This window comes from Spirosoma panaciterrae DSM 21099, assembly GCF_000374025.1.
GTDB classification, from domain to species: domain Bacteria; phylum Bacteroidota; class Bacteroidia; order Cytophagales; family Spirosomataceae; genus Spirosoma; species Spirosoma panaciterrae.
Map to the genome: position 1 here is coordinate 617,734 of NZ_KB893172.1, position 21,554 is coordinate 639,287.

Here is a 21,554-nt window from a genome sequence, read left to right on the forward strand (position 1 = left end):
AGAATCTATGTCCAAGAGAGAATGCTTACTATGTGGTTTTATCCTCAAAAATCAGTAGATTTGTTTAGTACAATCCGACGGAAATCAGTGAAAACCGCTAATGCCGCAAAGCCACAAACGAAGAAGAACGAAACTCCTCTCAACCGCCAATACAACCAGATCAAAGCCAAATATCCCGGTGCCCTGCTGCTTTTTCGGGTCGGTGATTTCTACGAAACTTTCGGCGAAGATGCGGTAAAAACCAGTAAGATTCTGGGTATTACGCTTACCAAACGCAACAATGGAGGCTCTAATGAAGAGCTGGCTGGCTTTCCCCATCATTCGCTGGATACACACTTGCCCAAGCTGGTTCGGGCGGGCGAACGTGTAGCCATTTGCGACCAGTTGGAGGACCCGGCACTCGCCAAAGGGATTGTTCGACGTGGGGTTACCGAGCTGGTAACACCCGGTGTTTCATTCAACGACAACGTACTCGATACCCGACGGAATAACTACCTGGCAGCCGTTCATTTTGGAAAAGGTGGGGCAGGCCATTCGGATGAACAGTTTGGCGTATCGTTTCTGGATATTTCGACAGGCGAGTTTCTGGCCTCGCAGGGGAATGCGGCTTATGTCGATAAACTACTTCAAAGTTTCAATCCGTCGGAAGTACTTTATTGCAAGCGCAATCGGCAGGAGTTTGGGGCTTTGTTTGGCGATAAGTTTCACACCTTTACGCTCGAAGACTGGGCCTTTACCTACGATTTCGGCTATAATTTTCTGAAACAGCATTTTCAGACTACCTCCCTGAAAGGATTCGGCATTGAAGGATTACCCGACGGGATTATAGCGGCCGGGGTAATTCTCCACTACCTGAATGAAACGGAGCATAAAGACCTTCAGCATATTACCCGAGTAACCCGACTCGAAGAAGATCGCTACGTTTGGCTCGACCGATTTACCATCCGAAACCTTGAACTGACAACAGCACAGCAGGAAGGGGGCGTTCCGCTCATTCAAATTCTTGATCAGACCGTTACGCCAATGGGCGCCCGGCTGCTTCGTAAATGGTTGAGCCTTCCCCTGAAAGAGAAAGCTCTGATCGATGAGCGGCTCAGCATGGTTGAGTTATTGGTGAACGAACTCGACCTGACCGACACGCTGGTAAATCACTTACGACAGATTGGCGATCTGGAGCGGCTGGTCTCAAAAGTGGCCGTTCGACGGATCAATCCGCGCGAACTACTCCAACTGAAGCGGTCGCTGCAACACGTTTTACCAATCAAAGAATTATTGATTACCGCCCTCAGCCAGACCGAGTCGCCTTCGCTGAAAAAATACGCGGATCAGCTTAATCCCGTAGCGTTTCTGCTCGACCGGATTGAAGCCGAACTGCGCGAAGACCCGCCGACGCTTTCGAACCAGGGCGGTATGATTAAACCCGGAATAAATGCAGAGCTGGATGAATTGACGGCGATTGCGTATTCGGGGAAAGATTACCTGTTGCAACTGCAAGAGCGTGAGGTAGAACGAACGGGCATTGGCTCGCTCAAGGTGGCCTATAATAAAGTGTTTGGGTATTACCTTGAAGTGACACACGCGCACAAGAGTCGAGTACCTGACGACTGGATTCGGAAGCAAACCCTGGTAAATGCCGAACGGTATATTACCCCCGAACTGAAGGAATACGAAGATAAAATCCTGAACGCCGAGGAACAGATTTTTCAGATCGAAGCCCGAATGTTCAACGAGATGGTGATGGCGGCTGGCGAATATGTTGGCGCTATTCAGCAAAATGCCCGTGTTCTGTCGGTACTGGATGTACTGGCGTCGTTTGCCCGGATAGCGGTCAAAAACCGATATGTTCGTCCGCAGATCAATGAAAGTAAGGTGTTGAACATCCGAGATGGTCGACATCCGGTCGTTGAGCAGCAATTACCTCCGGGCGAACCTTACATTCCCAACGATATTTATCTGGATGACGAAACCCAGCAAATCATTATCATTACGGGCCCCAATATGGCGGGGAAATCAGCCTTGCTGCGGCAAACAGCCCTGATCGTACTGATGGCGCAGTCGGGTAGCTTTGTTCCTGCCTCGTTGGCCGAGATCGGCATCATCGACAAGATTTTTACGCGGGTGGGAGCCAGCGATAACCTATCGAGGGGCGAAAGTACGTTCATGGTCGAGATGACCGAAACGGCCAGTATTCTGAATAACCTGAGCGAGCGAAGCCTGGTGTTGATGGACGAAATCGGGCGTGGTACGAGCACCTACGATGGTGTATCGATCGCCTGGGCCATCACCGAATACCTGCATAATAAAACCGACTGTCGGCCCAAGACTCTGTTTGCCACCCACTACCACGAACTGAACGATCTGGCTACGGATAATCACCGCATCAAAAACTACAATGTAGCGGTGAAGGAGATGGGTAATAAGGTCATTTTCCTGCGTAAGCTGAAGGAGGGCGGCTCGGAGCACAGTTTCGGGATTCACGTGGCCCAAATGGCTGGTATGCCTGCACAGGTGGTAAGCCGCGCCAATGAAATCTTAAAACAACTCGAATCCTCGCACGGACGCGAAACGAACCGGGAGAAAATACGGGAGGCCGTACCCCAGGAGCGCGAACTGGCCCTGCGCATCATCGAATCGGGCGATCCGAGATCAGAAGCCATCAAGGAAAAACTTAGGGCTATCGACGTCAATCGGCTCACGCCCATCGAAGCACTGCTGAAACTGAATGAGTTGCTGAAGTTAGTGGAGTAAAACAAGTAAACAACAATCAAAATGGATTTAGCCGTTTTAAATGCGCCACTGACGGTGCAGGAAATTGAGTGGCGCGTGCAGAGCCAGACCAAAGATGGCCAGAAAATAGTGGTCGTTCCGTATATCACCAACCGTTGTGTGATGCAGCGATTCGACGAACAGTTTGGCTGGGCGGGCTGGCAAAACGAAATCAAGGAAATCGATGGTGGTTTCCTCTGTACGATCACGGTCGTTCTGCCCGGTGGCGAAATCGTCCGGAAAACTGATGGGGCCAGCCGTACAACTGTTGAACCTGTAAAAGGCGGCATTAGCGACGCCATGAAGCGTTGCGCCGTTCAGTTTGGACTGGGTCGATCCTTATATGATTTTCCTAAGGTGATGATCCAGACCACCGATAAATACATTCCTGAATGGGCTGGCCCTTTGCTGGATAAGATGGTCGATAAAATCAACTCTGGCGGTGTGGTTCGCGATGTAGTCGTCCTGAGGCCCGAACACGCTAAACCAACGTCTAAAGCCGTCTGATTGGTGAGTAAATCGATGCATTTGCTATAGTATAATCAATGCTTTTGAACGCCTTGCTGTATTGGGCAATCTTGATGCATTCAATCAAGCCTACCTCATAATTATAGAGAGGATGAAATCTCTTTTTGGACTCTACACAGTTGTGGGTATCCTCCCAAAATGACTTCGAATCTACAGGTTGGAGCTTGAGAGTATGGGTTCTATGGCTAGAAGAAGTCTTTGATATTAGGACAATTCTCCGAAAAAGCGCTTTGTATTTTGTGCTCTATATCGAGTTGATTGATGCGTGTAACCAATGTATATCTTTGTAAGATAAGTGGCTGTGGCAGCATGACTTAAATGGAAAGTGAGAAAGGTGGCTTCAAGAAGGGGAGCCACCTTTTTTTCAAGATAATCTATCTAAAAAGGCCGCTGAAAAAGGACGGTCGTTCTACTTTACTTTCCAACAACAGACAAAAGCATCCTAAACGGCCCACTTGTCCTTACCCCGTTTGGAGGATCAGTTTTGGCTGGAGGTCAGCCTGTCGATATTCGACGGGTTTCATGAACTTCAATGCCTAATGAGGTCACTCTGTATTGTATTCGATTAACCACTCATCCACCGTTTGGCGTATCTGCGCCAAGCTCCACTGATCCAGTAGCCGGGGAACTCCTTGAGCAGGTAAAGAATAATCTACTTCGATGCCTACGACTGAATTGCTAATGAAGTATTTAGTTGTTAATCAAGTTAGGCTTTGTTGCCACGAAAATTTCAATCTTTAATATATTAAGTATAGATAAAAAATTTTTAGTAGATTATATTATATACTCATAAAACAAACAAATATATATATTTGTCACTGATAAGATATATATGCTTAAATGACAAGTTGAATTATGATAAAAATTTTATGCACTTTCAATAGGCAGTTAATCTGCTTAACACGTAAGTCATCATTAGTTGGTTGGCTTTTACCTGTTTTATTGCTAGGTAGCTATCGGTCTACGGACGCCCAATCCTGCCCAACCTAGACGAAGCCAACGCCTGCTAACAGCAGTTTCATTAATGATGTAACCTATGGCGGGGGCTTGTTTGTTGCGGTTGGTCAGGGGGTTGTACAAACCTCACCTAATGGCAGTACATGGACCAATCGAACGGCGGCTGGCTCCTATGACTGGAACTCAGTTGCCTATGGTGGAGGAAAGTTTGTCGCTGTTGCTGCCGATCCAAGTGACCAGATAATGACGTCATCCGATGGTATTAACTGGTCACTTGGATCAGTCTCTGTATCCGCTTTTTGGGTCTCCATAGCTTATGGGGGAGGGAAGTTTGTTGCCGTTAGTACTACGGGTGATATAGTGACCTCGCCAGATGGAACTACTTGGACTAATGTTACAACCGCAAGTACGCAGGCGCATGCTTTCCACTCAGTAAGTTATGGTGGGGGGAAATTTGTCGCTGTTGGTACTGATGGAGGGGTAATGACTTCTTCCGATGGGATTACCTGGACCGATGTAACTGTTCCGGTATCGCCAACTTGGACTGAAGTAACTTATGGTGGAGGAAAGTTTGTCGTCGTTTCTGCTGAAGGGGATGTAATAACTTCGACCGATGGCATTACCTGGAGTCATACAACAGCAGGAACGATAGGAGCAATTTCAGTAACCTACTGAAGCGGATTATTTATTGCTGTTTCTGGTAATACGGCTGCTACTCAGGTAATGATCTCAACCAATGGTACTACCTGGACCGCTTGCCCTGGAGCGCCGGCAGATCCCTGGACTTCGATAACCTTTGGTAATGGTGTATTTGCAGCAGTATCGGGCGACATTGTTAATGATGTCGGCACAATCATGATAGCAAATATTTCTACATTGCCTGTCAGTCTGGTTTCCTTCTCAGCCAAAACGCTAGACAACAATACTATACAGCTCAATTGGTCTACAGCCTGGGAAAACAGTAACAAGGCCTTTTACATTGAACGAAGTACAGACTTGCGACAGTTTGAAAGTGTTGGTCAGATAACGGATGTGTCAGGTGATATCCAGGCTATAAGCCGCTATACTTTTATTGACCAGAAGCCTATTCGGGGCATTAGCTACTACCGACTTACTCAAGCCGACCTAAGTGGGCAACGCACCACGTTCCCAGCCGTATCCGTTATACTACGCGATGTACCGTACAGCGTGTGGCCTAACCCAATGACCACCGGAGAGCTTTTTACTCTCAGCTTAGATGAACCGCAAACTGCCTCAGTGAAGCTCTATGGGGTTAATGGTCAGATGGTACCTTTGCAGAAAGTAGGCGTTGAGTCGGGTAATTTGTTATTACGGTCATCTGGCCATTTATCGGCAGGAGCGTATTTGTTAACCGTTGAGGAGCGAGGGCAGTCGCGTCAGTATCGGCTAGTGGTTCAATAGTATTAAATCATTCAATCATGCAATCAAAAAAAATAAATGGGCCTATTTGCCCAGTGAAGAAGTCTTATCTGAGTCCTAAGCTGAAGGTGTTGGGTAATATCCGTAAATTAACCTTAAAGACTGGCTCTAGCACCGATGGCTTTGGTAGTACTTGGGTGTAATACCTATCAGTTACCGGGTTACTTTGGATAACTTGACTCTTGGTTCGCCCGCTCTTGCATCATAGTGTAAAGGATAAGCCAAGTATACGAATTGAGTTCAAACCTGTTTTTACGATATATCCTCTCATATCTCCGAATGAGGTTTTAAGAGGATATATCGTAAAAAATTATAAAAAGCTCCAAAATTACTCCGACACTATTTAAATCAAGCGAGCTTGCTCGTTCAGGTGGTTCAAATAAACTGATTTATCTGACTACTGATGATGTATGTAAATTGGGATGGATATACGAATACAATGCTCTAAACATGGAGGTCTATCATTAGAGGGCATTTCATGGCTTTGGGGAGCAGAGGGTATCAGATAAACTTCGAATGATGGAGCAATATTTCTGATATATAAATCAGTTTTTTATACAGTTATTTACCACTTCCTACACTGGCAGGAGAACCCATCCCTTGTGAAATTACCAATAGCTTATCGCTGAGCGTTTGGATGGCCTTTTTATAGCGTGCTTCCAGATCAGGCAAATTAGCTGTAGATTTCAGCGATGCTTCGTAAAGGAGCCCTGGTAACATCCAGGATGCGTAACCACTGTAAGGGTCGGAAGATGCGTACAACGAACGATACCAGCTGCCAAATGCGTTGCCTTTGGGATCAATAAACGATCGTTCCAGCATGCGTAACTCTTTGTTTAGCTCCACTAGTTTATCAGTACGGCCCGACTTCAGGTAGGTTTGCCGAGCCGTTTCGCAGGCGTCCGCATTCTTTTTCAGATCAGCAACGGCAGTCAATAAGGGAGCTATTGAATAGGTCGGTGCATACGTCTGAATGGCTTTTTCGGCAGCTTTTAAATGGACTTCCAGATCAGCCGGATACCGGGCCAGGTCATAAGGCACCAGATCGGCATTGGCAAGGCGAAGGGTCATAGTGCCGACAACCTGTTCCATCATCGGTCCCATTTTGTACGTTGGATCGGCAAATTTGTCGTAGAAGTACAGGTCGTCGTATTGCGAATGATACAGCGTAGGACCCTCTGTTCCCGCGCTGAGTGCCGGAATGCCAATGTGCATGTAAGGCGCAATGTGATCGGAGCCACCTCCTAGATTGCCAATTGTTGGCTCTCCAGCCTGCGTGGCCGGAGCCGAGGAACCTGTGACCCGAGTAGGATTGCCAGCCGCTGTATGGCCTAGCCAGTGCTGATAAACGGTTTGGTTCGAGTCAGGGTACTGGACTGACTGGGTAGCCTCAATAATCAGCTTCTTCATCGAGGGCGATGCACTGGCCCCAAATCGACGTCCCGAAACAGCGGCATCGTAGTTCATATAGGCTACTGCTTTCTGGGTCAGTTCATCGCGAAACTGTTCGCTCCATTCGGCCGAACCAATCACACCCGGTTCTTCGGCATCCCAGTGGCAGACTTTGATTGTGCGCCGTGGTCGTTGCCCGGCTTTTGCCAGCTTTCCGAGCGATTCGGTCATGCTGAGCAGCATAGCCGTGCCCGAGTTGGGATCTGTGGCCCCGTACGACCAGGCGTCGTAATGACAGCCGGCAATGATCCATTCGTCAGGAAATTCAGCCCCAGTGAGTGTGCCAACTACCTGATAAATTCGCTGGATGGTTTTTTCCTGTTTGACCATCAGCCGCACTTTCAGGTCACTGCCCCCTTCGAGCCGATAGGTGTAGGGCAAACCGCCCTGCCAGCCTGCCGGAACAGGTCTGAGGCCTGTCATGCGTTTCAGGATTTCGGTGGCTGAGCCATAGGGGAGGGGTGTAACGGGAATTTTGTGAAAAGCTACATCTTTCTGATCGAGTCGTTTGGGGGTATTTTTAGCGTCCATAGGCAAGGCTGGTTCGCCCGGTGTCAATGGATCACCTGTGTAGGGTGTGGTGAGTAATGAGCCACGCTGAATTACACTTTCGCTATAGTAAGGGCCTTCGGGAAAGGTAAGCCCACGCATATAGCCTGAATCGGCCGGGTCGGTGAAAATGATAACGCCAATGGCTCCCGAAGCCTGTGCCCACTGCGCCTTATAACCCCGAAAATTTCCACCGTAACGAGCCAGTACGATCTTGCCCGCCACCGAAATGCCCATTGCTTTCAGTTGCTCAAAATCCTCCTTACGGCCGTAATTCGCGTACACAACTTCGGCCGTTACATCGCCCGAACCCGACCAGGCATTGTAACCGGGAGTCAGGCGTGGGTCGGTGCTGTATTTATCTTCTTTGAAAAGGTACTCCCGGATGTTTAGTGGCTGGCGGATCGGCTCTACGAGTTCAACGGCAATCTCACCCGGCCCTTTGGGTAATAGTACATCGTGTGGGTAAATATCAACCTGCCAACCTGCTTTGCGCATGGTTTCGGCAATGTAGTCGCGTACCTGCTCGTTCTCCTTCGTGCCCGTAATGTGCGGAACACTGCTCAGTTTTTCAAGATGGTTCTTAAACGCAGCCGACGATTGTTTGGTCTTAAACTCCGATTCAAGCTTGAGCTGGGTCGTCTGGCGGGTGGGGGTGAACCCCGATAAATTCTGTGCCAGTACAGTTGTTACGCCCAGCAATAGCGTTAAGGTATAACTGGAGGTTGTGAGTAGTTTTAATGATCTCATAAGAATCAGGTTGATGATTCTCAAATATCGACATTTGCTATGGCAAAGCCGAAAATGTGCCGATGAATATTTGGAGTAATAAAAAAGAGACGCATTTGATACGTCTCTTTGGGTACTGGGTAATGAACTCTGAATACGGTTGCTTTACTTAGGCATAGCAAAGGTTGACGGATCGATGGTTGGGTTGAAAACAATATTAGATATGGTGATTGTGATCGGGCCGGGGGCACCTGGTGTTTCCATGTCAATAGTGGTTGGCACGGTAAGTCCTTCAATGGTTTTATAGCCGCCGTATTTAAGTTTTATATCACCCGATTGGCCTTGTACATTGACGGTGGCTTTCATGCCGGTAATTTGATAGGTCGACGCATCAACGTAATAATTGGCAACGCCTTCGGGGCGGGTCACTTTCAGATTATAAACATCCTTTTCGCCCTGTTTTTCCTTTCCGACCAATTCAACCGGATATTTTTGCGTTTTGGCTACTAGAAGGTCAGCTCCCATCACACTGGTATTTCCTTTCTGAATTTTCACCTGATCCTCAGGAAGGGCCGTCGGGGTTGAGCCGCCCTGCATGGGGTTAATGGTCCAGCCTTTATCGCCGTCAACAACATTTGTAATTTGTTGGCCCATAACAGAAATATCCTGACGCATCGACTTACCAACAACGATGGACGATTTGCCCGACAGATCCATACCTGCTATGCTCAGGCTCTGATCATACTGCAACGTTTTGACGGCGGCCAATTTGTCGGCTCCGCCTAAAGCCGCAATGTTTTTATCGATCACTTCATCGGCTGTCTGGGCGAAGGTTAAGGCCGGAAACGCCACCAGGGCAATAAGGGTTTTCAGTTGTGTTTTCATCTACTAGTTTAGTCAGAAGTTACACCAAAGGTAGACCTCTGGTGCAGAAAGTGCGTACGAGTTTCGTTATAACAAACGAGAAATGGATACATTATTGCACAGTCGGCAACTTTCGCGGTCTATCGGCTTGCAGGGCTGACGGCTGTTGGCTACCTTCATCGGTTGAAACCTTAACTAGTAAAACAGACAATGTCGCCTACGACCCGCGTCAAACTTTCCGTCATGATGTTTCTCCAGTTTTTTGTATGGGGAGCCTGGTACGGTCAAATGAGTAAATACCTTTTAACCCAATTACATGCTACTGGCGATCAGGTTGGTAATGCGTATGCTGCCTTTTCGCTGGCAATGATTATTGCGCCTTTCTTCGTTGGGATGATTGCCGACCGCTACTTTGCGGCTCAGAAGGTGCTGGGCGTTCTGAATCTGCTGGGTGCAGTCGTTTTATATTTTATTACCCAGAATACCGATCCCGGGCAGTTTTTCTACCTGATCCTGGCCTATTGCCTTACGTTTGCCCCTACACTGGCGTTGACCTCGTCCATTGCCATGCAGCAAATGAGCAGCCCCGAAAATGAATTTCCTGGTATACGGGTATTGGGTACAGTAGCCTGGATTATCGTAACCAACATTGTGGGCTACTATGGTTTTGGCGATAAGGTTACGATTTTTCAATTGTCAATGTATTCAGCGGCTATCCTGGGTGTGCTTGCCTTCTTCCTGCCCGATACGCCACCGAAAGCTACTACCTCTACCTCGTTTTCGCAGATACTAGGTCTAGATGCGTTCAAGCTGTTTAAAGATCGGTCATTTGCTATCTTCTTCCTGTCGTCGGTATTGATCTGTATCCCACTTTCGTTCTATTACGCTATGGCCAACCCCTCGCTGACGGATGGGGGGATGCAGAATGTAGAGAACAAAATGTCGCTGGGCCAGGCGTCGGAAGTGATTTTTATGTTGCTCATCCCGCTGGCGTATACTCGGTTGGGTGTGAAGAAAATGTTGATTGTTGGCCTGATTGCCTGGATTATTCGGTTCATCTGCTTTGGATACGGTGATGTGTCGTCGGAGTGGATGCTTTACCTGGCGATTGTGCTACACGGTGTCTGTTACGATTTCTTCTTCGTTACCGGGCAGATTTATACCGATAATAAGGCCGGTGAAAAAATTAAATCGTCGGCCCAGGGGTTGATCTCGCTGGCTACTTACGGCATCGGCATGGGCATTGGTTCCAAAATTTCGGGCATTGTATTGGACATGTACACCCGACCCGATGGCACCAAAGACTGGCTAAACGTATGGCTGGTTCCAGCGGGTATTGCGGCTGTTGTCCTGATTCTGTTTGTACTGTTGTTTACCGATAAACAGAGAACGCAGGCCAAGGAAGGCGAATTGGTTGCTGGGAATTTATAAAAAGGAGAAAGGGGAGGAGAGGAAGGGTTTGACTGTACTATTTTGCTTCGTTTCGTTCCTCCCTTTTTACCTTCTTTCAGTTTGCTATTATATATGGAAAAGAGAAGGCGGATTAGCTTTTATACAGACTTGAATGGTCCCCATAAAGACCAGGTACGAGAAAATGCTATGATGACGCCTGAGGAACGTTGGGCTGTTTACATTAAGCTCAGACGTATGTATTACGGACTGCTAGGAAATCCAGAACAATTACCCAAACGAATCACGCTGGAAAAGCCCTCATGGATGTAGATAGTACCGAATTTCTTGAGTTTGTTGTAGCGGCTGATGTCGAGAAGGTAGAGTATATCCTGATCGGTGGGTTGGCACTAATTCTGAATGGAGCTATTCGATTTACCTAAGATGCGGATATTGGCTTCGACCCACAAATGAGAATAGAGACCGATTTTTAAAAGCTATTTCGGCTTTTGGTTATGAAGATAGTGATATTGAGGGTATACGATTTACTTTTTACACATAAATGATCTTCGGGAGGCAAAGATATTGGCTCGTCGTACAAAGGATTTGAATGATATTTTGATGATCGATGAAATCATTGACGCCGTTAAAAAGCAAGATAAATTGGCTGATTCTTAGCCTTTTCTCCTTCTTTCAATGCAACTTATATCCTATAACTTAAATGGTATCCGGGCGGCTATGCGCAATGGTCTGATCGACTGGCTGGCTACTCAATCGTTCGATATTCTCTGTTTTCAGGAAGTGAAAGCCACTGCCGATGTGGTTGACCTGAAGCCATTTGAAGAGTTGGGTTATCAATACCACTGGCATGCCGCCGAGAAGAAAGGTTATTCTGGAGTAGCAACGTTCTCGAAAATTGCGCCTACCAATGTTGTGTTGGGTTGTGGATTGCCTGTGTACGACTGCGAAGGCCGGATTCTTCGTACTGATTTTGGCGATCTGACCTTGCTGAACTGTTATTTCCCCTCAGGCACATCGGGTGAGATTCGGCAGGGTGTGAAGATGGAATTCCTGACCGATTTCTATACGTATATCGATACCCTACGTAAAACGCGGCCTAAACTGATCGTTGTTGGTGATTACAACATTGCGCACAACGCCATCGACATTCATGATCCGGTTCGGAATAAAAATACAACCGGGTTTTTGCCCGAAGAGCGGGCCTGGATGGATAGCTGGTTTGGTTCCGGTATGACCGATGGATTCCGCTTTAAAAATCCCGACAAGGTTGCCTACAGTTGGTGGAGCTATCGGGCGGGCGCGCGGGGTAATAACAAGGGCTGGCGTATCGATTATGCATCGTTAACCGACAACCTCCGCGATCAAATTCTCGATTGTCAGATGCTCCCCGACGCCGTCCATGCCGATCACTGTCCAGTGTGGTTATCAATGAGCGAAAGAGTGAAAGAGTGAAAGAGCGAAAAATGGCCTGCGTCAGCCATTCGCTCTTTCACTCTTTCGCTCTTTTAAATCATGTATTACCTCATCTACAAACCTTACCTCATGCTCTCGCAGTTTTCGCGGGAGGGTGATAAGCCTACGCTGGCCGATCTGGACTTTGCGTTTCCGAAAGATGTGTATCCAGTAGGGCGGCTCGATGCCGATAGCGAAGGTTTACTGCTCCTGACCAGTGATAAGCAATTGAACCATCGGCTATTGAATCCGAAGTTTCGGCATAATCGAACGTATTACGTACAGGTAGATGGGGCGCTTACCGAACAGGCGTGTGCTCAACTAACGCAAGGCGTAACGATTTCGGTAGATGGGAAACCGTACCACACGCTGCCTGCCAACGCTCACGTTATTTCCGAACCAGCATTACCGGAACGAAATCCACCAATTCGATACCGGGCAAACATTCCCACATCCTGGTTATCCATTTCGCTGCATGAAGGTAAAAATCGGCAGGTGCGCAAAATGACCGCTTCGGTTGGCTATCCCACACTTCGACTAGTCCGTTGGGCTATCGAAAGGCTGACAGCCGAAGGCATGCAATCCGGTGATATTCGCGAGTTGAGTCGTAATGACGTGATGCGAGGGCTAAACTTATAGTCATTACATTAATCGCTTTTGCTCCCGGTCAATGATAACCAAATGAATTTATAATATACCCTCGTCGGCAAAGCTGTAATAGGCTTTGTCAGTGAAAATCAGATGGTCCAGTACCGGAATGTCCAGAATTCGCCCGGCATCCTTTAGCTTTCGGGTCAGGTCCTTATCGGCCTGAGAGGGCATGAGGTTGCCGGAAGGGTGATTATGGAACAGGATAATCGATGAAGCTAGATACTCGATGGCCTGCTTGAAAATGATCTTGGGATCGGCTACCGTCCCCGATATACCCCCCGAACTAATTTGTACAGGCCGGAGAATCTCATTGGCCCGGTTCATCAGCAAAATCCAGAACTCTTCGTGCGGTTTGTCGATCAGGTGTGGAATCATTTCATTGTAAGCATCGCGGGAGCAGGTTACGCGAGCCCGTTGGGGACGATCCTGTTCTTTACGCCGACGGCCCAGTTCAAGGGCGGCTACAATACTGATGGCCTTTGCTTCGCCAATACCCCGAAATTTCGACAGGTCTTTAATGCTCAGTCTTGCTAAATCGTTGAGGTTGTTGTTGACGCTTTTCAGAATAATTTTAGCGACATCAACGGCTGTCAGATCTACCGTACCTGAGTTAATCAATATAGCGATCAGTTCGGCTTCTGATAGGGCCGCTTTCCCTTTTAGCATCAGCTTTTCGCGTGGGCGGTCTTCTTCAGCCCAGCTTTGAATGGTGCCGGAATTTTCGTAGTTCATTCGTGCAAGTATGTTACGGCGTATTTTTCGTCGACAAAATGCACAAAAAAACCTTACCCACAAATAGGTAAGGTTCTAAATGAAGTTGGATAGGTCCTCTGGATTCTCTACTCTATCAATGGCATAAAACGAATCGATAGAATCCAGAGAATCTGGATAGGTCCGATGGAATTAAGCGTTGGCAGCTTTCAGGCTGTTCACCAAACGAGCCAGTTTCGACTTGTTATTGGCTGCTTTGTTCCGATGGATGATGTTCCGTTTGGCGAGTTTGTCCAGTGCCGACGAAACCGATTTGAACAGCTCAACGGCCATAGCGTGGTCGGTAGTTGCACGGAGTTTTTTCACCATGTTCCGGGTGGTTACATGCTGATAACGGTTCTGGAGCCGCTTCTTGGCACTCGACCGGATTGCTTTTTTTGATGACTTATGGTTTGCCATTGGTATATAAATGAGATCGTTGTCGCGATATGAGGGCGCAAAAATAAGAAATTCGGCTGGAACAACCAAGCGTACCAGCCGAATTTCTTTGCTTTGTCCAATTGTTAGGGACGAATATCAGCGTTGACAATCAACGTTTTTTCCCAGATTCCCTGGTTCTCGGCCACGAACTGTTTGTAGGCTTCACTTTTTTCAAAAGTTTTTATATCACCTTCCGATTGAAACGTAAGATAATGTACTACGTCATAATCAGAAACCGCCTGATTGGGCATAATTGTCTTTCCAGAGGTGTAATTGACGATCTGTGGAATTTCATGTTTTAGAGCCGCAAAACCGTTCATATGCTGTTCAACAGCTTGAGATTCGACCCCTTTTTTAAATTTTATGCACACAATTTGCTGTTTCTGGGCTTTTCGCGCAGGTGAGTAAGCACCGTAGATTGTTAAAGCAAACGCACACATCAACACAACGACAAGGGCGTACCCTCTTGATTTAGCATTCATGATTATTCGATATTTTTCTGTTTTTCGAAATTTTGTTTTGAATAACATGGAGCTTTAATTGAATAGTTACTATTTTTCGCTGTAAAGTACCATGTTTTACCAAATGTACTATAGAATTATTTGGTTGTGTATCCTGTCCAATATTTTTTTGGCGAGTTTAGTGAGCGGTACCCCCATCGTACTGAAAAAAACGCCCCAAAAGCGGCCAGTGTGGGGTTTTTATGCCCACCAGCAGATCAATAGACTGGCTGTTTTTACCTTGCCAACGGATATGATGCCATTCTTTAAAAAGTACATAACCTACCTGAGCGACAATGCCGTAAATCCTGATAAACGCAGATATGCTGTGGTTGGCGAAGCACCCCGTCATTTCATCGATCTGGATGCTTACTCAGATACGACTACGGCTACGCTACCGCGCTTTTATAAGGAGGCTACCGATCGGTATGGGGCCGACACACTGGCTTTACACGGCATTGTTCCGTGGCAGATTCAACTCACAAAATACCAGTTGACCGAAGCCTTTAAAGAGCGGAATGTTCGTCGGATTTTACGAGTTGCGGCCGATTTGGGTCATTATATTGCCGATGCCAATGTACCCTTGCATACAACGCATAATTATAATGGTCAGCTAACAAATCAGCAGGGGATACATGGGTTCTGGGAGTCTCGGTTGCCGGAACTGTTCAGTATCGATTATGATTTTCTGACGGGGCAGGCGGAGTACCTGTATTCGCCACAAAAAGCGGCCTGGCGGGCGGTTTTTAAAGCAAATGCAGCTCTGGACTCTGTACTACGTTTTGAACGGCAGTTAACCGATGAAGTGGGCGAAACGCAGAAGTTTGGTTTTGAAGAACGGAACGGTGTTACGACCAAAGTTTATTCGGCCGGTTTTTCCAGACGCTATCACGAACACCTAAAAGGGCAGGTGGAGCGGCAGATGCGGGCGTCGGTGAAGATGGTCGGTGATTTCTGGTACACCTGTTGGGTCGATGCAGGTCAACCCGATTTGAAGGCTCTGGTCAAATATCAATTGACCGACGATGAGCAGAAAGAAGAAGTAGAAGAGAAGAAAAACTGGCTAAAACGGCTGTTTTCTGCAAGGGAGGAAAATTGAACTGGGATTTATATGATTTGATTGACCGACTATGATTTTATCGTAGCTTTCTTCGAAAGCATAATCACAGTCGGTCAGTTAAATCATATAAATCCTGGTTCAGACACTGAGTTGCTTCATATACTCTGCGTCATTTTTCATACTGATGATCGATGATTCAGGATATTGCTCCTGCTCGACCAGGAAGTATTTAATGCCACTGTTCATGGCAATGCGCAGAGTCTTTTTAAAGTCGACATTGCCTTTGCCAAGGTCGTTCTGGACGGGCTTGCCATCTTTTACCGTATAATCTTTTACGTGGCAGAGTTCGTAGCGTTTGCCATACTTTTTGAGGTGCTCTTCGGTGTTTACGCCCGCTACATCGATCCAGCACAAATCCAGTTCAAACATCACATACTTAGGATCGGTATTGTCCAGCAGGAAATCCTGAGGAAGTTTACCGTCGAGTGGGCGGAACGAATAGTCGTGGTTGTGGTACCCGAATTTCAGCCCCGCTTTTTTGACTTCTTCACCAACTGTATTGAATTGATCAGCTACTTTTTTCCACTCGTCCCAGGTTTTTTGTGGGCCATAAAATGGACAAAGCAGGTAGGTCAGTCCGGCATCATGTGCCATTTCAATGCTTTTCTTAAGCTGGTCCGGCTTGTCGACTTCGGCTCGGTAATTGAAGTGGGTACTTACCATTTTTACGCCCAGCCCATCAAGAAATGACTTAATCTCCTTTGGTTGCATGCCCCACAAAAAGCCTTGTGGACCACTGTAGCTTTCGAATTGTTTATAGCCCATCTGCGCCAGTTGCGTCATAACGCCTTTGGGATCTTTAGGCATTACATCACGGACGCTGTATAATTGAGCGCCAAACGGATTAATGATCTTGGCAGGAGCGTTAGCGAATAGGTCGGTCTGGTTAAGGGTCAAAGCACCCGCCGTAAGAAGGCCGGATTGCTTAAGGAAACTACGTCGTTGCATAGGTTGAAAAATGATTTTGCAGGTTTGAGTTGTAAAGATGAGAAAAAAAAGAGCGAAAGAGTGAAAGAGCGAAAGGGTGAAAAAAATGTTGACGGTTTCACTCGTTCGCTCTTTCACTCTTTCGCTCTTTATCTTTGTGCATGAATTTTTCCAAAATTTATTTGCAGCCTGGGCGCGATGAAGCGGTTCGTCGGTTTCACCCCTGGGTGTTTTCACGGGCCATTAGCCGCTATGAAGGGCATGTGGCAGATGGCGATGTCGTTGAAATATACGATAATAAGCAGCGCTATCTGGCTACAGGGCATTACCATGATGGTAGTATTGCTGTTCGGCTGTTTTCATTCGGTGCCACAGCCGGTGGACCCATCGTGCCAGATGTTGATTACTGGACCAGGAAATTAACGCATATTCGGAGCATTCGCCAAACGATTGTGACGGGTGATACAAATTGTTACCGACTCGTTCACGGTGAAGGCGATGGCTGTACGGGCCTTATCCTGGATATGTACAATGGGGTGATTGTGCTGCAGGCCCACTCGATTGGGATGCACCGGGAGCGGGATTTAATTACCGAAGCGCTCAAAGTCGTTTTCGGCGATGAACTGAAAGCGGTTTATGATAAAAGCGCCGATACCTTACCCGACGAGTATGGGGCTACCGTTACCAACGGCTATTTATATGGACGAACACCCGTACCGCATCCGGTTCTGGAAAATGGCAATACCTTTCTGGTCGACTGGATAACGGGGCAGAAAACGGGTTTTTTTCTGGATCAGCGCGACAATCGGGCTTTGCTGGCGCAATACGCACACGGTAAAAAAGTATTGAATGCGTTCTGCTATTCAGGTGGGTTTTCGGTATATGCTCTCAAGGCAGGAGCTAGTTCCGTGCATTCGGTCGATGTATCGCAGAAAGCAATTGACCTGACAAATCGAAACGTAGTGGCCAATTTCGGTGAAGACAGCCCCCACGAAGCTTTTGCGGAAGATGTCATGCACTATCTGAAAGGCCACGATCACCAGTATGATGTAGTGGTACTCGACCCACCAGCGTTTGCCAAGAGCCTGTCTGCTCGGCACCGTGCTGTGCAAGGGTATAAACGACTGAATGCCGAAGGATTTCGACGCGTAGCTCAGGGAGGAATCTTATTTACCTTCTCCTGCTCGCAGGTAGTCGACCGCGAACTGTTTTATAATACGATCGTAGCGGCTGCCATCGAAGCGGGCCGACAGGTTCGTGTACTCCACCATTTGAGTCAGCCTGCCGACCATCCTGTTAGTTTATTTCATCCTGAAGGAGGCTATTTAAAAGGATTGGTGCTTTGGGTAGAATGAATAAAAGGAGTAGAGGGAGGAAGGGGAAGAAAGGGAGAAAAGGGATGCTTTCTATACCCCTTTTGTCCCTTTTCTCCCTTTCTTCCCCTTCCTCCTTTCATTTCCTTTTTTCCTTTCCTGCTTTCCCTTAATTTTGACCTTGAACTGGGGCGCTGAACGTACGCTCCAGCACGGCCGATCGTTTCGTATAACCCGATATACACATAGCTAAATTATGGCTGAATTAATTCGAATGCCCAAAATGAGCGACACCATGACCGAAGGCGTCATTGCGGAGTGGCACAAGAAAGTGGGCGATAAAGTAAAGTCCGGCGATATATTGGCCGAAGTTGAGACCGATAAGGCAACGATGGACCTTGAATCGTATGAGGAAGGTACCCTGCTCTATATTGGTGTTGAAAAAGGAGCATCTGTTCCCGTCGATGGCGTACTGGCCGTTATTGGTGCAGAAGGTGAAGATTATAAAGCATTACTCAACGGGTCCAGTGGGGGAAGCCAGCAGTCGGCTCCAGCCCCTAGTCCGGCTCCAGCGCCTGCTCCGGCCAACAGTGCCAGCAACGAAGCAACTACCAGCCTGCCCGACCAGAAGGCGGTTTCGGCCGCTCCAGCCGAGAAAGTGAATGCTTCGGTTATACGCATGCCGAAGATGAGCGATACCATGACCGAGGGAACCATCGTAGCCTGGCATAAAAAAGAGGGCGATACCGTGAAATCGGGCGATGTACTGGCCGAAGTTGAAACCGATAAGGCAACGATGGACCTTGAAGCCTACGAAGAGGGAACGTTGCTCTATATTGGCGTAAAAGAAGGATCGTCAGTTGCTGTTGACGATGTTATTGCCGTTGTTGGTGAAAAAGGAGCCAACTTCAAAGTACTGCTGGAAGGCGGTGGTTCGCCTGCCCCAGCCGCAACGGGCGAAGGAGGAAGCGCTACCGCTCAACAAAATCCGCAGGCCAGTGTACCCGCCAATGCCGATACAGATCTGTCGCAGGCAGGGGGGGCTGGTGATGTAGCCGATTCAAATGGTCGGATTAAGGCATCTCCATTAGCCAAAGCGATTGCGGCCGATAAAGGGATCAATCTGTCGCAGGTTCATGGAACTGGCCCCGAAGGCCGTATCGTGAAAAGCGATGTAGAAGCCTTTACTCCCGGAACTGCTCCGGCTGCCAAGCCTGCACCTGCTCAACCAGCGGCACAGCCTGCTTCCGCACCGGCTGCGGCTCCAGCGCCTGCTGCTCCGTCTGTACCAACGCCAGCAGGGGGCGAGTACGAGGATATTCCGGTTAGCCAGATGCGGAAAACCATTGCTCGTCGCCTGAGTGAAAGTCTGTTCACGGCTCCGCATTTCTACCTGACCATGGAAATCAACATGGACAAGGCGATGGAACTGCGTGGAACCGTCAACACCGTAAGCCCCGTAAAAGTGTCGTTCAACGATTTCGTGATCAAAGCGGCTGCTTTGGCATTGAAACAACACCCCAACGTGAACTCGTCGTGGCTGGGCGATAAAATCCGTAAGTATAAGTATGTTAATATTGGGGTTGCAGTAGCCGTCGATGAAGGGCTGCTGGTGCCGGTCATTCGTAATGCCGATCAGAAAACGCTGTCGACCATTTCGGGCGAAGTGAAAGATCTGGCTGGTAAAGCAAAAGATAAAAAACTACAGCCCAAAGACTGGGAGGGGAGCACGTTCTCGATCTCGAACCTGGGTATGTTTGGCATCGACGAATTTACGGCCATCATCAATCCACCAGATTCCTGCATTCTGGCCATTGGTACGATCAAGCAGACCGTGAAATTCGAAGGCGAAGTGGCTAAACCAACTAATGTGATGAAAGTGACGCTTTCCTGTGACCACCGTGTAGTAGATGGTGCTACGGGGGCGGCTTTCCTGCAAACGGTGAAGCAACTCCTCGAAGACCCGATGCGGATGCTGGTATAAAAAAGGAGAAAAAGGGAAGAGGGGGAAGAAAGGGAGGATGGATCATACCACTTACTCCCTTTCTTCCCCCTCTTCCCTTTTCTCCTCTTCTAATTATATCGCTGCGGGCTCCAGAGCACCTTGCAGTTTTTGCTCCAGTACGTTCTTGGGAACAGCACCGATTACTTTATCGACTAACTGACCGTTTTTGAAAATCATCAGCGTTGGGATGCTACGGATACCAAATTTGGCTGGAACCTGCGAATGCTGGTCTACGTCCATTTTGGCGACAACGGCTTTCCCTTCGTATTCGCTGGCGAGTTGTTCAACAACCGGGCCCACCATCCGACAGGGACCGCACCATTCAGCCCAGAAGTCTACTAAAACAGGTTTATCAGAATTTATGAGTTCGTTGAAGTTCGCGTCGGTTGCTTCTACGGCAAGTGATCCTGCTGCCATGAGTGAAAATAGTTTATTAGTTTAACTTGTTTCTCCCACATAAACCGTTTTCAGCCCGATTAGTTCCGAATCTTGCACACGACCCCGTCCATGGCTTCCAGTGCTCGCAGAGTTAAGCTACAACTAATTTAAGCTGTGATTAACTTACTGTGCTGGCGTGCTTGTTCAGATATGAATCCTAAGATAATATCCCCCTTTTCGACTCCCCGACTAATTAATTCATCAGCTATTAAAATATCAGTATTATTCTGCTGAATCCAAACCGTACTGTCGATGATATCGAAATGGAAGAGTATGGTATACACAAATCGATTATTATGCCAGCCTGTTCTCAAAAGTTGATAATGATTGTTTGGACGGTCAATAATGGGCTGCGATTTAATACCAGGTGTCAGGCTTCCTTTAACAGAAGCATACTCATGTAAAAGCTCTTCGATGATTTGCCGATATTTTGCTACTTTATCCATCGCACTACCGTTTTTTTATTAAAATAGATCTATCAAAACCGAATATTAAATATGAAGCAAAATTATGAACGCTCTTCGCCTTTATTAAATGAATGGCACAATCTATTATTTGAACAATGGTCTGCTCAGGATAAATCAATGATTGTCCCGATGATTTATCCTGAGCCGAATGTCAATTCTTTACTGTTTGTGGGTATAAATCCATCTTATAATGCTCAACATATTCGCCGAGTTCTACAAGGCTCTCGTTTTGCTGATAGTCTCATGACTAATAATGACGTTGATAATTTTTTTAGATTCGATATTCTTACAATTCGCTCAAAAATATCTGACTTTCAGGAAATTCAACGTTTACATCACGATAGTTTAAGGTATTTTGATAGACATCGTCAGACGGCACAATTACTTAATATGCCTTGGGAGCAAGCGGATCTATTTCAGCTTCGCCAGTCAGTACAACATGAGTTTACGCAATTAATTACGCAGCTAGAGCAGCGAGAATTTGCCGCAGATCAGATCCGGCTTTTTTTTGAGTTGCTTGTAATTCAAGCTCCTCGAATTATTATTGCCGCTAATGGAGAAGTAACTCGATTCTTTACAAAACGTTCTAAACTGCTAAATAGATTATTCTCTCAATTTACTGTTGAAAGTACCGACACACCTAATGTAATCGTAGTCCATTACAAAACGTTAAAAGTCCCTGTAGTATTAAGTAGTCAATTTACACACTACATGAGCAATCAAAAAAGAGAATTTAGAATTCAGCAGGAAGTTGATTTAATTAAAACCATACTAAAAGATGACCTTACTTAAAGT

General features: G+C 47.1%; 19 protein-coding genes. 11 read left to right on the forward strand and 8 right to left on the reverse strand.

The genetic code is table 11. The annotated features are described in order from the left end of the window. Window positions 1-87: 87 nt before the first annotated feature. From mutS to B153_RS37535, 4 genes are all read left to right on the forward strand, one after another. Window positions 88-2,748 carry a DNA mismatch repair protein MutS gene (gene mutS / locus B153_RS0102515; RefSeq protein WP_026261858.1) on the forward strand — a complete coding sequence of 887 codons (2,661 nt, stop codon included), beginning with the start codon at window positions 88-90 and terminating at the stop codon, window positions 2,746-2,748. Window positions 2,749-2,769: 21 nt separating this feature from the next. Next, the gene (locus tag B153_RS0102520; RefSeq protein ID WP_020595089.1) at window positions 2,770-3,273 is read left to right on the forward strand and encodes a Rad52/Rad22 family DNA repair protein; all 504 of its coding nucleotides are present in this window, start codon (window positions 2,770-2,772) and stop codon (window positions 3,271-3,273) included. Window positions 3,274-4,341: 1,068 nt separating this feature from the next. Beyond that, complete coding sequence (locus B153_RS34510) at window positions 4,342-4,926, forward strand: DUF6242 domain-containing protein (protein WP_020595090.1); 585 nt, start codon at window positions 4,342-4,344, stop codon at window positions 4,924-4,926. Window positions 4,927-5,106: 180 nt separating this feature from the next. Next, window positions 5,107-5,673, forward strand: a complete 567-nt coding sequence (locus tag B153_RS37535; RefSeq protein ID WP_211221646.1) for a T9SS type A sorting domain-containing protein — start codon at window positions 5,107-5,109, stop codon at window positions 5,671-5,673. A gap of 579 nt (window positions 5,674-6,252) precedes the next feature. Here the strand turns inward: B153_RS37535 and B153_RS0102535 are convergent. Together B153_RS0102535 and B153_RS0102540 are read right to left on the reverse strand one after the other, a co-directional pair. Further along, window positions 6,253-8,442, reverse strand: coding sequence for a M28 family peptidase (locus tag B153_RS0102535; protein WP_020595092.1), 2,190 nt, complete (start codon window positions 8,440-8,442; stop codon window positions 6,253-6,255). A 144-nt stretch (window positions 8,443-8,586) separates the two neighbouring features. Then, complete coding sequence (locus B153_RS0102540; protein ID WP_020595093.1) at window positions 8,587-9,306, reverse strand: LolA-like protein; 720 nt, start codon at window positions 9,304-9,306, stop codon at window positions 8,587-8,589. Window positions 9,307-9,495: 189 nt separating this feature from the next. Here B153_RS0102540 and B153_RS0102545 point away from each other — a divergent pair, with 189 nt between their 5' ends. The 3 genes from B153_RS0102545 to B153_RS0102560 all read left to right on the forward strand — a co-directional run bounded on the left by B153_RS0102545 (window position 9,496) and on the right by B153_RS0102560 (window position 12,786). Continuing rightward, window positions 9,496-10,716: a nucleoside permease gene (locus B153_RS0102545; RefSeq protein ID WP_020595094.1), complete on the forward strand. Its 1,221-nt coding sequence runs from the start codon at window positions 9,496-9,498 to the stop codon at window positions 10,714-10,716. A gap of 654 nt (window positions 10,717-11,370) precedes the next feature. Beyond that, window positions 11,371-12,147 carry an exodeoxyribonuclease III gene (locus B153_RS0102555; RefSeq protein WP_026261859.1) on the forward strand — a complete coding sequence of 259 codons (777 nt, stop codon included), beginning with the start codon at window positions 11,371-11,373 and terminating at the stop codon, window positions 12,145-12,147. Window positions 12,148-12,207: 60 nt separating this feature from the next. Then, a complete protein-coding gene (locus B153_RS0102560) occupies window positions 12,208-12,786 on the forward strand; it encodes a pseudouridine synthase (protein ID WP_020595097.1) in 579 nt (192 codons plus the stop codon). A 48-nt stretch (window positions 12,787-12,834) separates the two neighbouring features. On the opposite strand, the gene radC is transcribed toward B153_RS0102560, so the two are convergent. From radC to B153_RS0102575, 3 genes are all read right to left on the reverse strand, one after another. Beyond that, window positions 12,835-13,530 (reverse strand): RadC family protein, encoded by a 696-nt coding sequence (gene radC / locus B153_RS0102565; protein WP_020595098.1) that lies wholly within the window; start codon window positions 13,528-13,530, stop codon window positions 12,835-12,837. 171 nt (window positions 13,531-13,701) lie between these two features. Beyond that, on the reverse strand, window positions 13,702-13,968 hold the full coding sequence (rpsT, locus tag B153_RS0102570) for a 30S ribosomal protein S20 (protein ID WP_026261861.1): 267 nt from the start codon (window positions 13,966-13,968) through the stop codon (window positions 13,702-13,704). 104 nt (window positions 13,969-14,072) lie between these two features. Next, on the reverse strand, window positions 14,073-14,471 hold the full coding sequence (locus tag B153_RS0102575; protein ID WP_026261862.1) for a Dabb family protein: 399 nt from the start codon (window positions 14,469-14,471) through the stop codon (window positions 14,073-14,075). Between the two features lie 91 nt (window positions 14,472-14,562). On the opposite strand from B153_RS0102575, the gene B153_RS0102580 reads away from it, so the two are divergent. Then, entirely contained in the window at window positions 14,563-15,588 is a 1,026-nt protein-coding gene (locus B153_RS0102580) for a zinc dependent phospholipase C family protein (protein WP_020595101.1), read from the forward strand. Window positions 15,589-15,687: 99 nt separating this feature from the next. On the opposite strand, the gene B153_RS0102585 is transcribed toward B153_RS0102580, so the two are convergent. Next, window positions 15,688-16,557: a sugar phosphate isomerase/epimerase family protein gene (locus tag B153_RS0102585; protein ID WP_026261863.1), complete on the reverse strand. Its 870-nt coding sequence runs from the start codon at window positions 16,555-16,557 to the stop codon at window positions 15,688-15,690. Window positions 16,558-16,697: 140 nt separating this feature from the next. Here B153_RS0102585 and B153_RS0102590 point away from each other — a divergent pair, with 140 nt between their 5' ends. Both B153_RS0102590 and B153_RS0102595 read left to right on the forward strand, forming a co-directional pair. Beyond that, entirely contained in the window at window positions 16,698-17,891 is a 1,194-nt protein-coding gene (locus tag B153_RS0102590; protein ID WP_020595103.1) for a class I SAM-dependent rRNA methyltransferase, read from the forward strand. Window positions 17,892-18,105: 214 nt separating this feature from the next. Beyond that, window positions 18,106-19,833: a pyruvate dehydrogenase complex dihydrolipoamide acetyltransferase gene (locus tag B153_RS0102595; RefSeq protein WP_020595104.1), complete on the forward strand. Its 1,728-nt coding sequence runs from the start codon at window positions 18,106-18,108 to the stop codon at window positions 19,831-19,833. A 93-nt stretch (window positions 19,834-19,926) separates the two neighbouring features. Here the strand turns inward: B153_RS0102595 and trxA are convergent, their stop codons facing one another. Both trxA and B153_RS0102605 read right to left on the reverse strand, forming a co-directional pair. Next, window positions 19,927-20,271, reverse strand: coding sequence for a thioredoxin (trxA, locus tag B153_RS0102600; RefSeq protein WP_020595105.1), 345 nt, complete (start codon window positions 20,269-20,271; stop codon window positions 19,927-19,929). A gap of 128 nt (window positions 20,272-20,399) precedes the next feature. After that, window positions 20,400-20,738 carry a XisI protein gene (locus B153_RS0102605; protein ID WP_020595106.1) on the reverse strand — a complete coding sequence of 113 codons (339 nt, stop codon included), beginning with the start codon at window positions 20,736-20,738 and terminating at the stop codon, window positions 20,400-20,402. 51 nt (window positions 20,739-20,789) lie between these two features. Between B153_RS0102605 and B153_RS0102610 the strand changes: the two genes are divergently transcribed. Further along, window positions 20,790-21,551: a hypothetical protein gene (locus tag B153_RS0102610; RefSeq protein WP_020595107.1), complete on the forward strand. Its 762-nt coding sequence runs from the start codon at window positions 20,790-20,792 to the stop codon at window positions 21,549-21,551. Window positions 21,552-21,554: the final 3 nt, after the last annotated feature.

Coding starts and splice junctions, on each gene's coding strand:
- B153_RS0102520 (WP_020595089.1), top strand. CDS start 2,770: ATGGATTTAGCCGTTTTAAATGCGCCACTGACGGTGCAGGAAATTGAG.
- B153_RS37535 (WP_211221646.1), top strand. CDS start 5,107: ATGATAGCAAATATTTCTACATTGCCTGTCAGTCTGGTTTCCTTCTCA.
- B153_RS0102535 (WP_020595092.1), bottom strand. CDS start 8,442: ATGAGATCATTAAAACTACTCACAACCTCCAGTTATACCTTAACGCTA.
- B153_RS0102540 (WP_020595093.1), bottom strand. CDS start 9,306: ATGAAAACACAACTGAAAACCCTTATTGCCCTGGTGGCGTTTCCGGCC.
- B153_RS0102545 (WP_020595094.1), top strand. CDS start 9,496: ATGTCGCCTACGACCCGCGTCAAACTTTCCGTCATGATGTTTCTCCAG.
- B153_RS0102555 (WP_026261859.1), top strand. CDS start 11,371: ATGCAACTTATATCCTATAACTTAAATGGTATCCGGGCGGCTATGCGC.
- B153_RS0102560 (WP_020595097.1), top strand. CDS start 12,208: ATGTATTACCTCATCTACAAACCTTACCTCATGCTCTCGCAGTTTTCG.
- radC (WP_020595098.1), bottom strand. CDS start 13,530: ATGAACTACGAAAATTCCGGCACCATTCAAAGCTGGGCTGAAGAAGAC.
- rpsT (WP_026261861.1), bottom strand. CDS start 13,968: ATGGCAAACCATAAGTCATCAAAAAAAGCAATCCGGTCGAGTGCCAAG.
- B153_RS0102575 (WP_026261862.1), bottom strand. CDS start 14,471: ATGAATGCTAAATCAAGAGGGTACGCCCTTGTCGTTGTGTTGATGTGT.
- B153_RS0102580 (WP_020595101.1), top strand. CDS start 14,563: ATGTTTTACCAAATGTACTATAGAATTATTTGGTTGTGTATCCTGTCC.
- B153_RS0102585 (WP_026261863.1), bottom strand. CDS start 16,557: ATGCAACGACGTAGTTTCCTTAAGCAATCCGGCCTTCTTACGGCGGGT.
- B153_RS0102590 (WP_020595103.1), top strand. CDS start 16,698: ATGAATTTTTCCAAAATTTATTTGCAGCCTGGGCGCGATGAAGCGGTT.
- B153_RS0102595 (WP_020595104.1), top strand. CDS start 18,106: ATGGCTGAATTAATTCGAATGCCCAAAATGAGCGACACCATGACCGAA.
- trxA (WP_020595105.1), bottom strand. CDS start 20,271: ATGGCAGCAGGATCACTTGCCGTAGAAGCAACCGACGCGAACTTCAAC.
- B153_RS0102605 (WP_020595106.1), bottom strand. CDS start 20,738: ATGGATAAAGTAGCAAAATATCGGCAAATCATCGAAGAGCTTTTACAT.
- B153_RS0102610 (WP_020595107.1), top strand. CDS start 20,790: ATGAAGCAAAATTATGAACGCTCTTCGCCTTTATTAAATGAATGGCAC.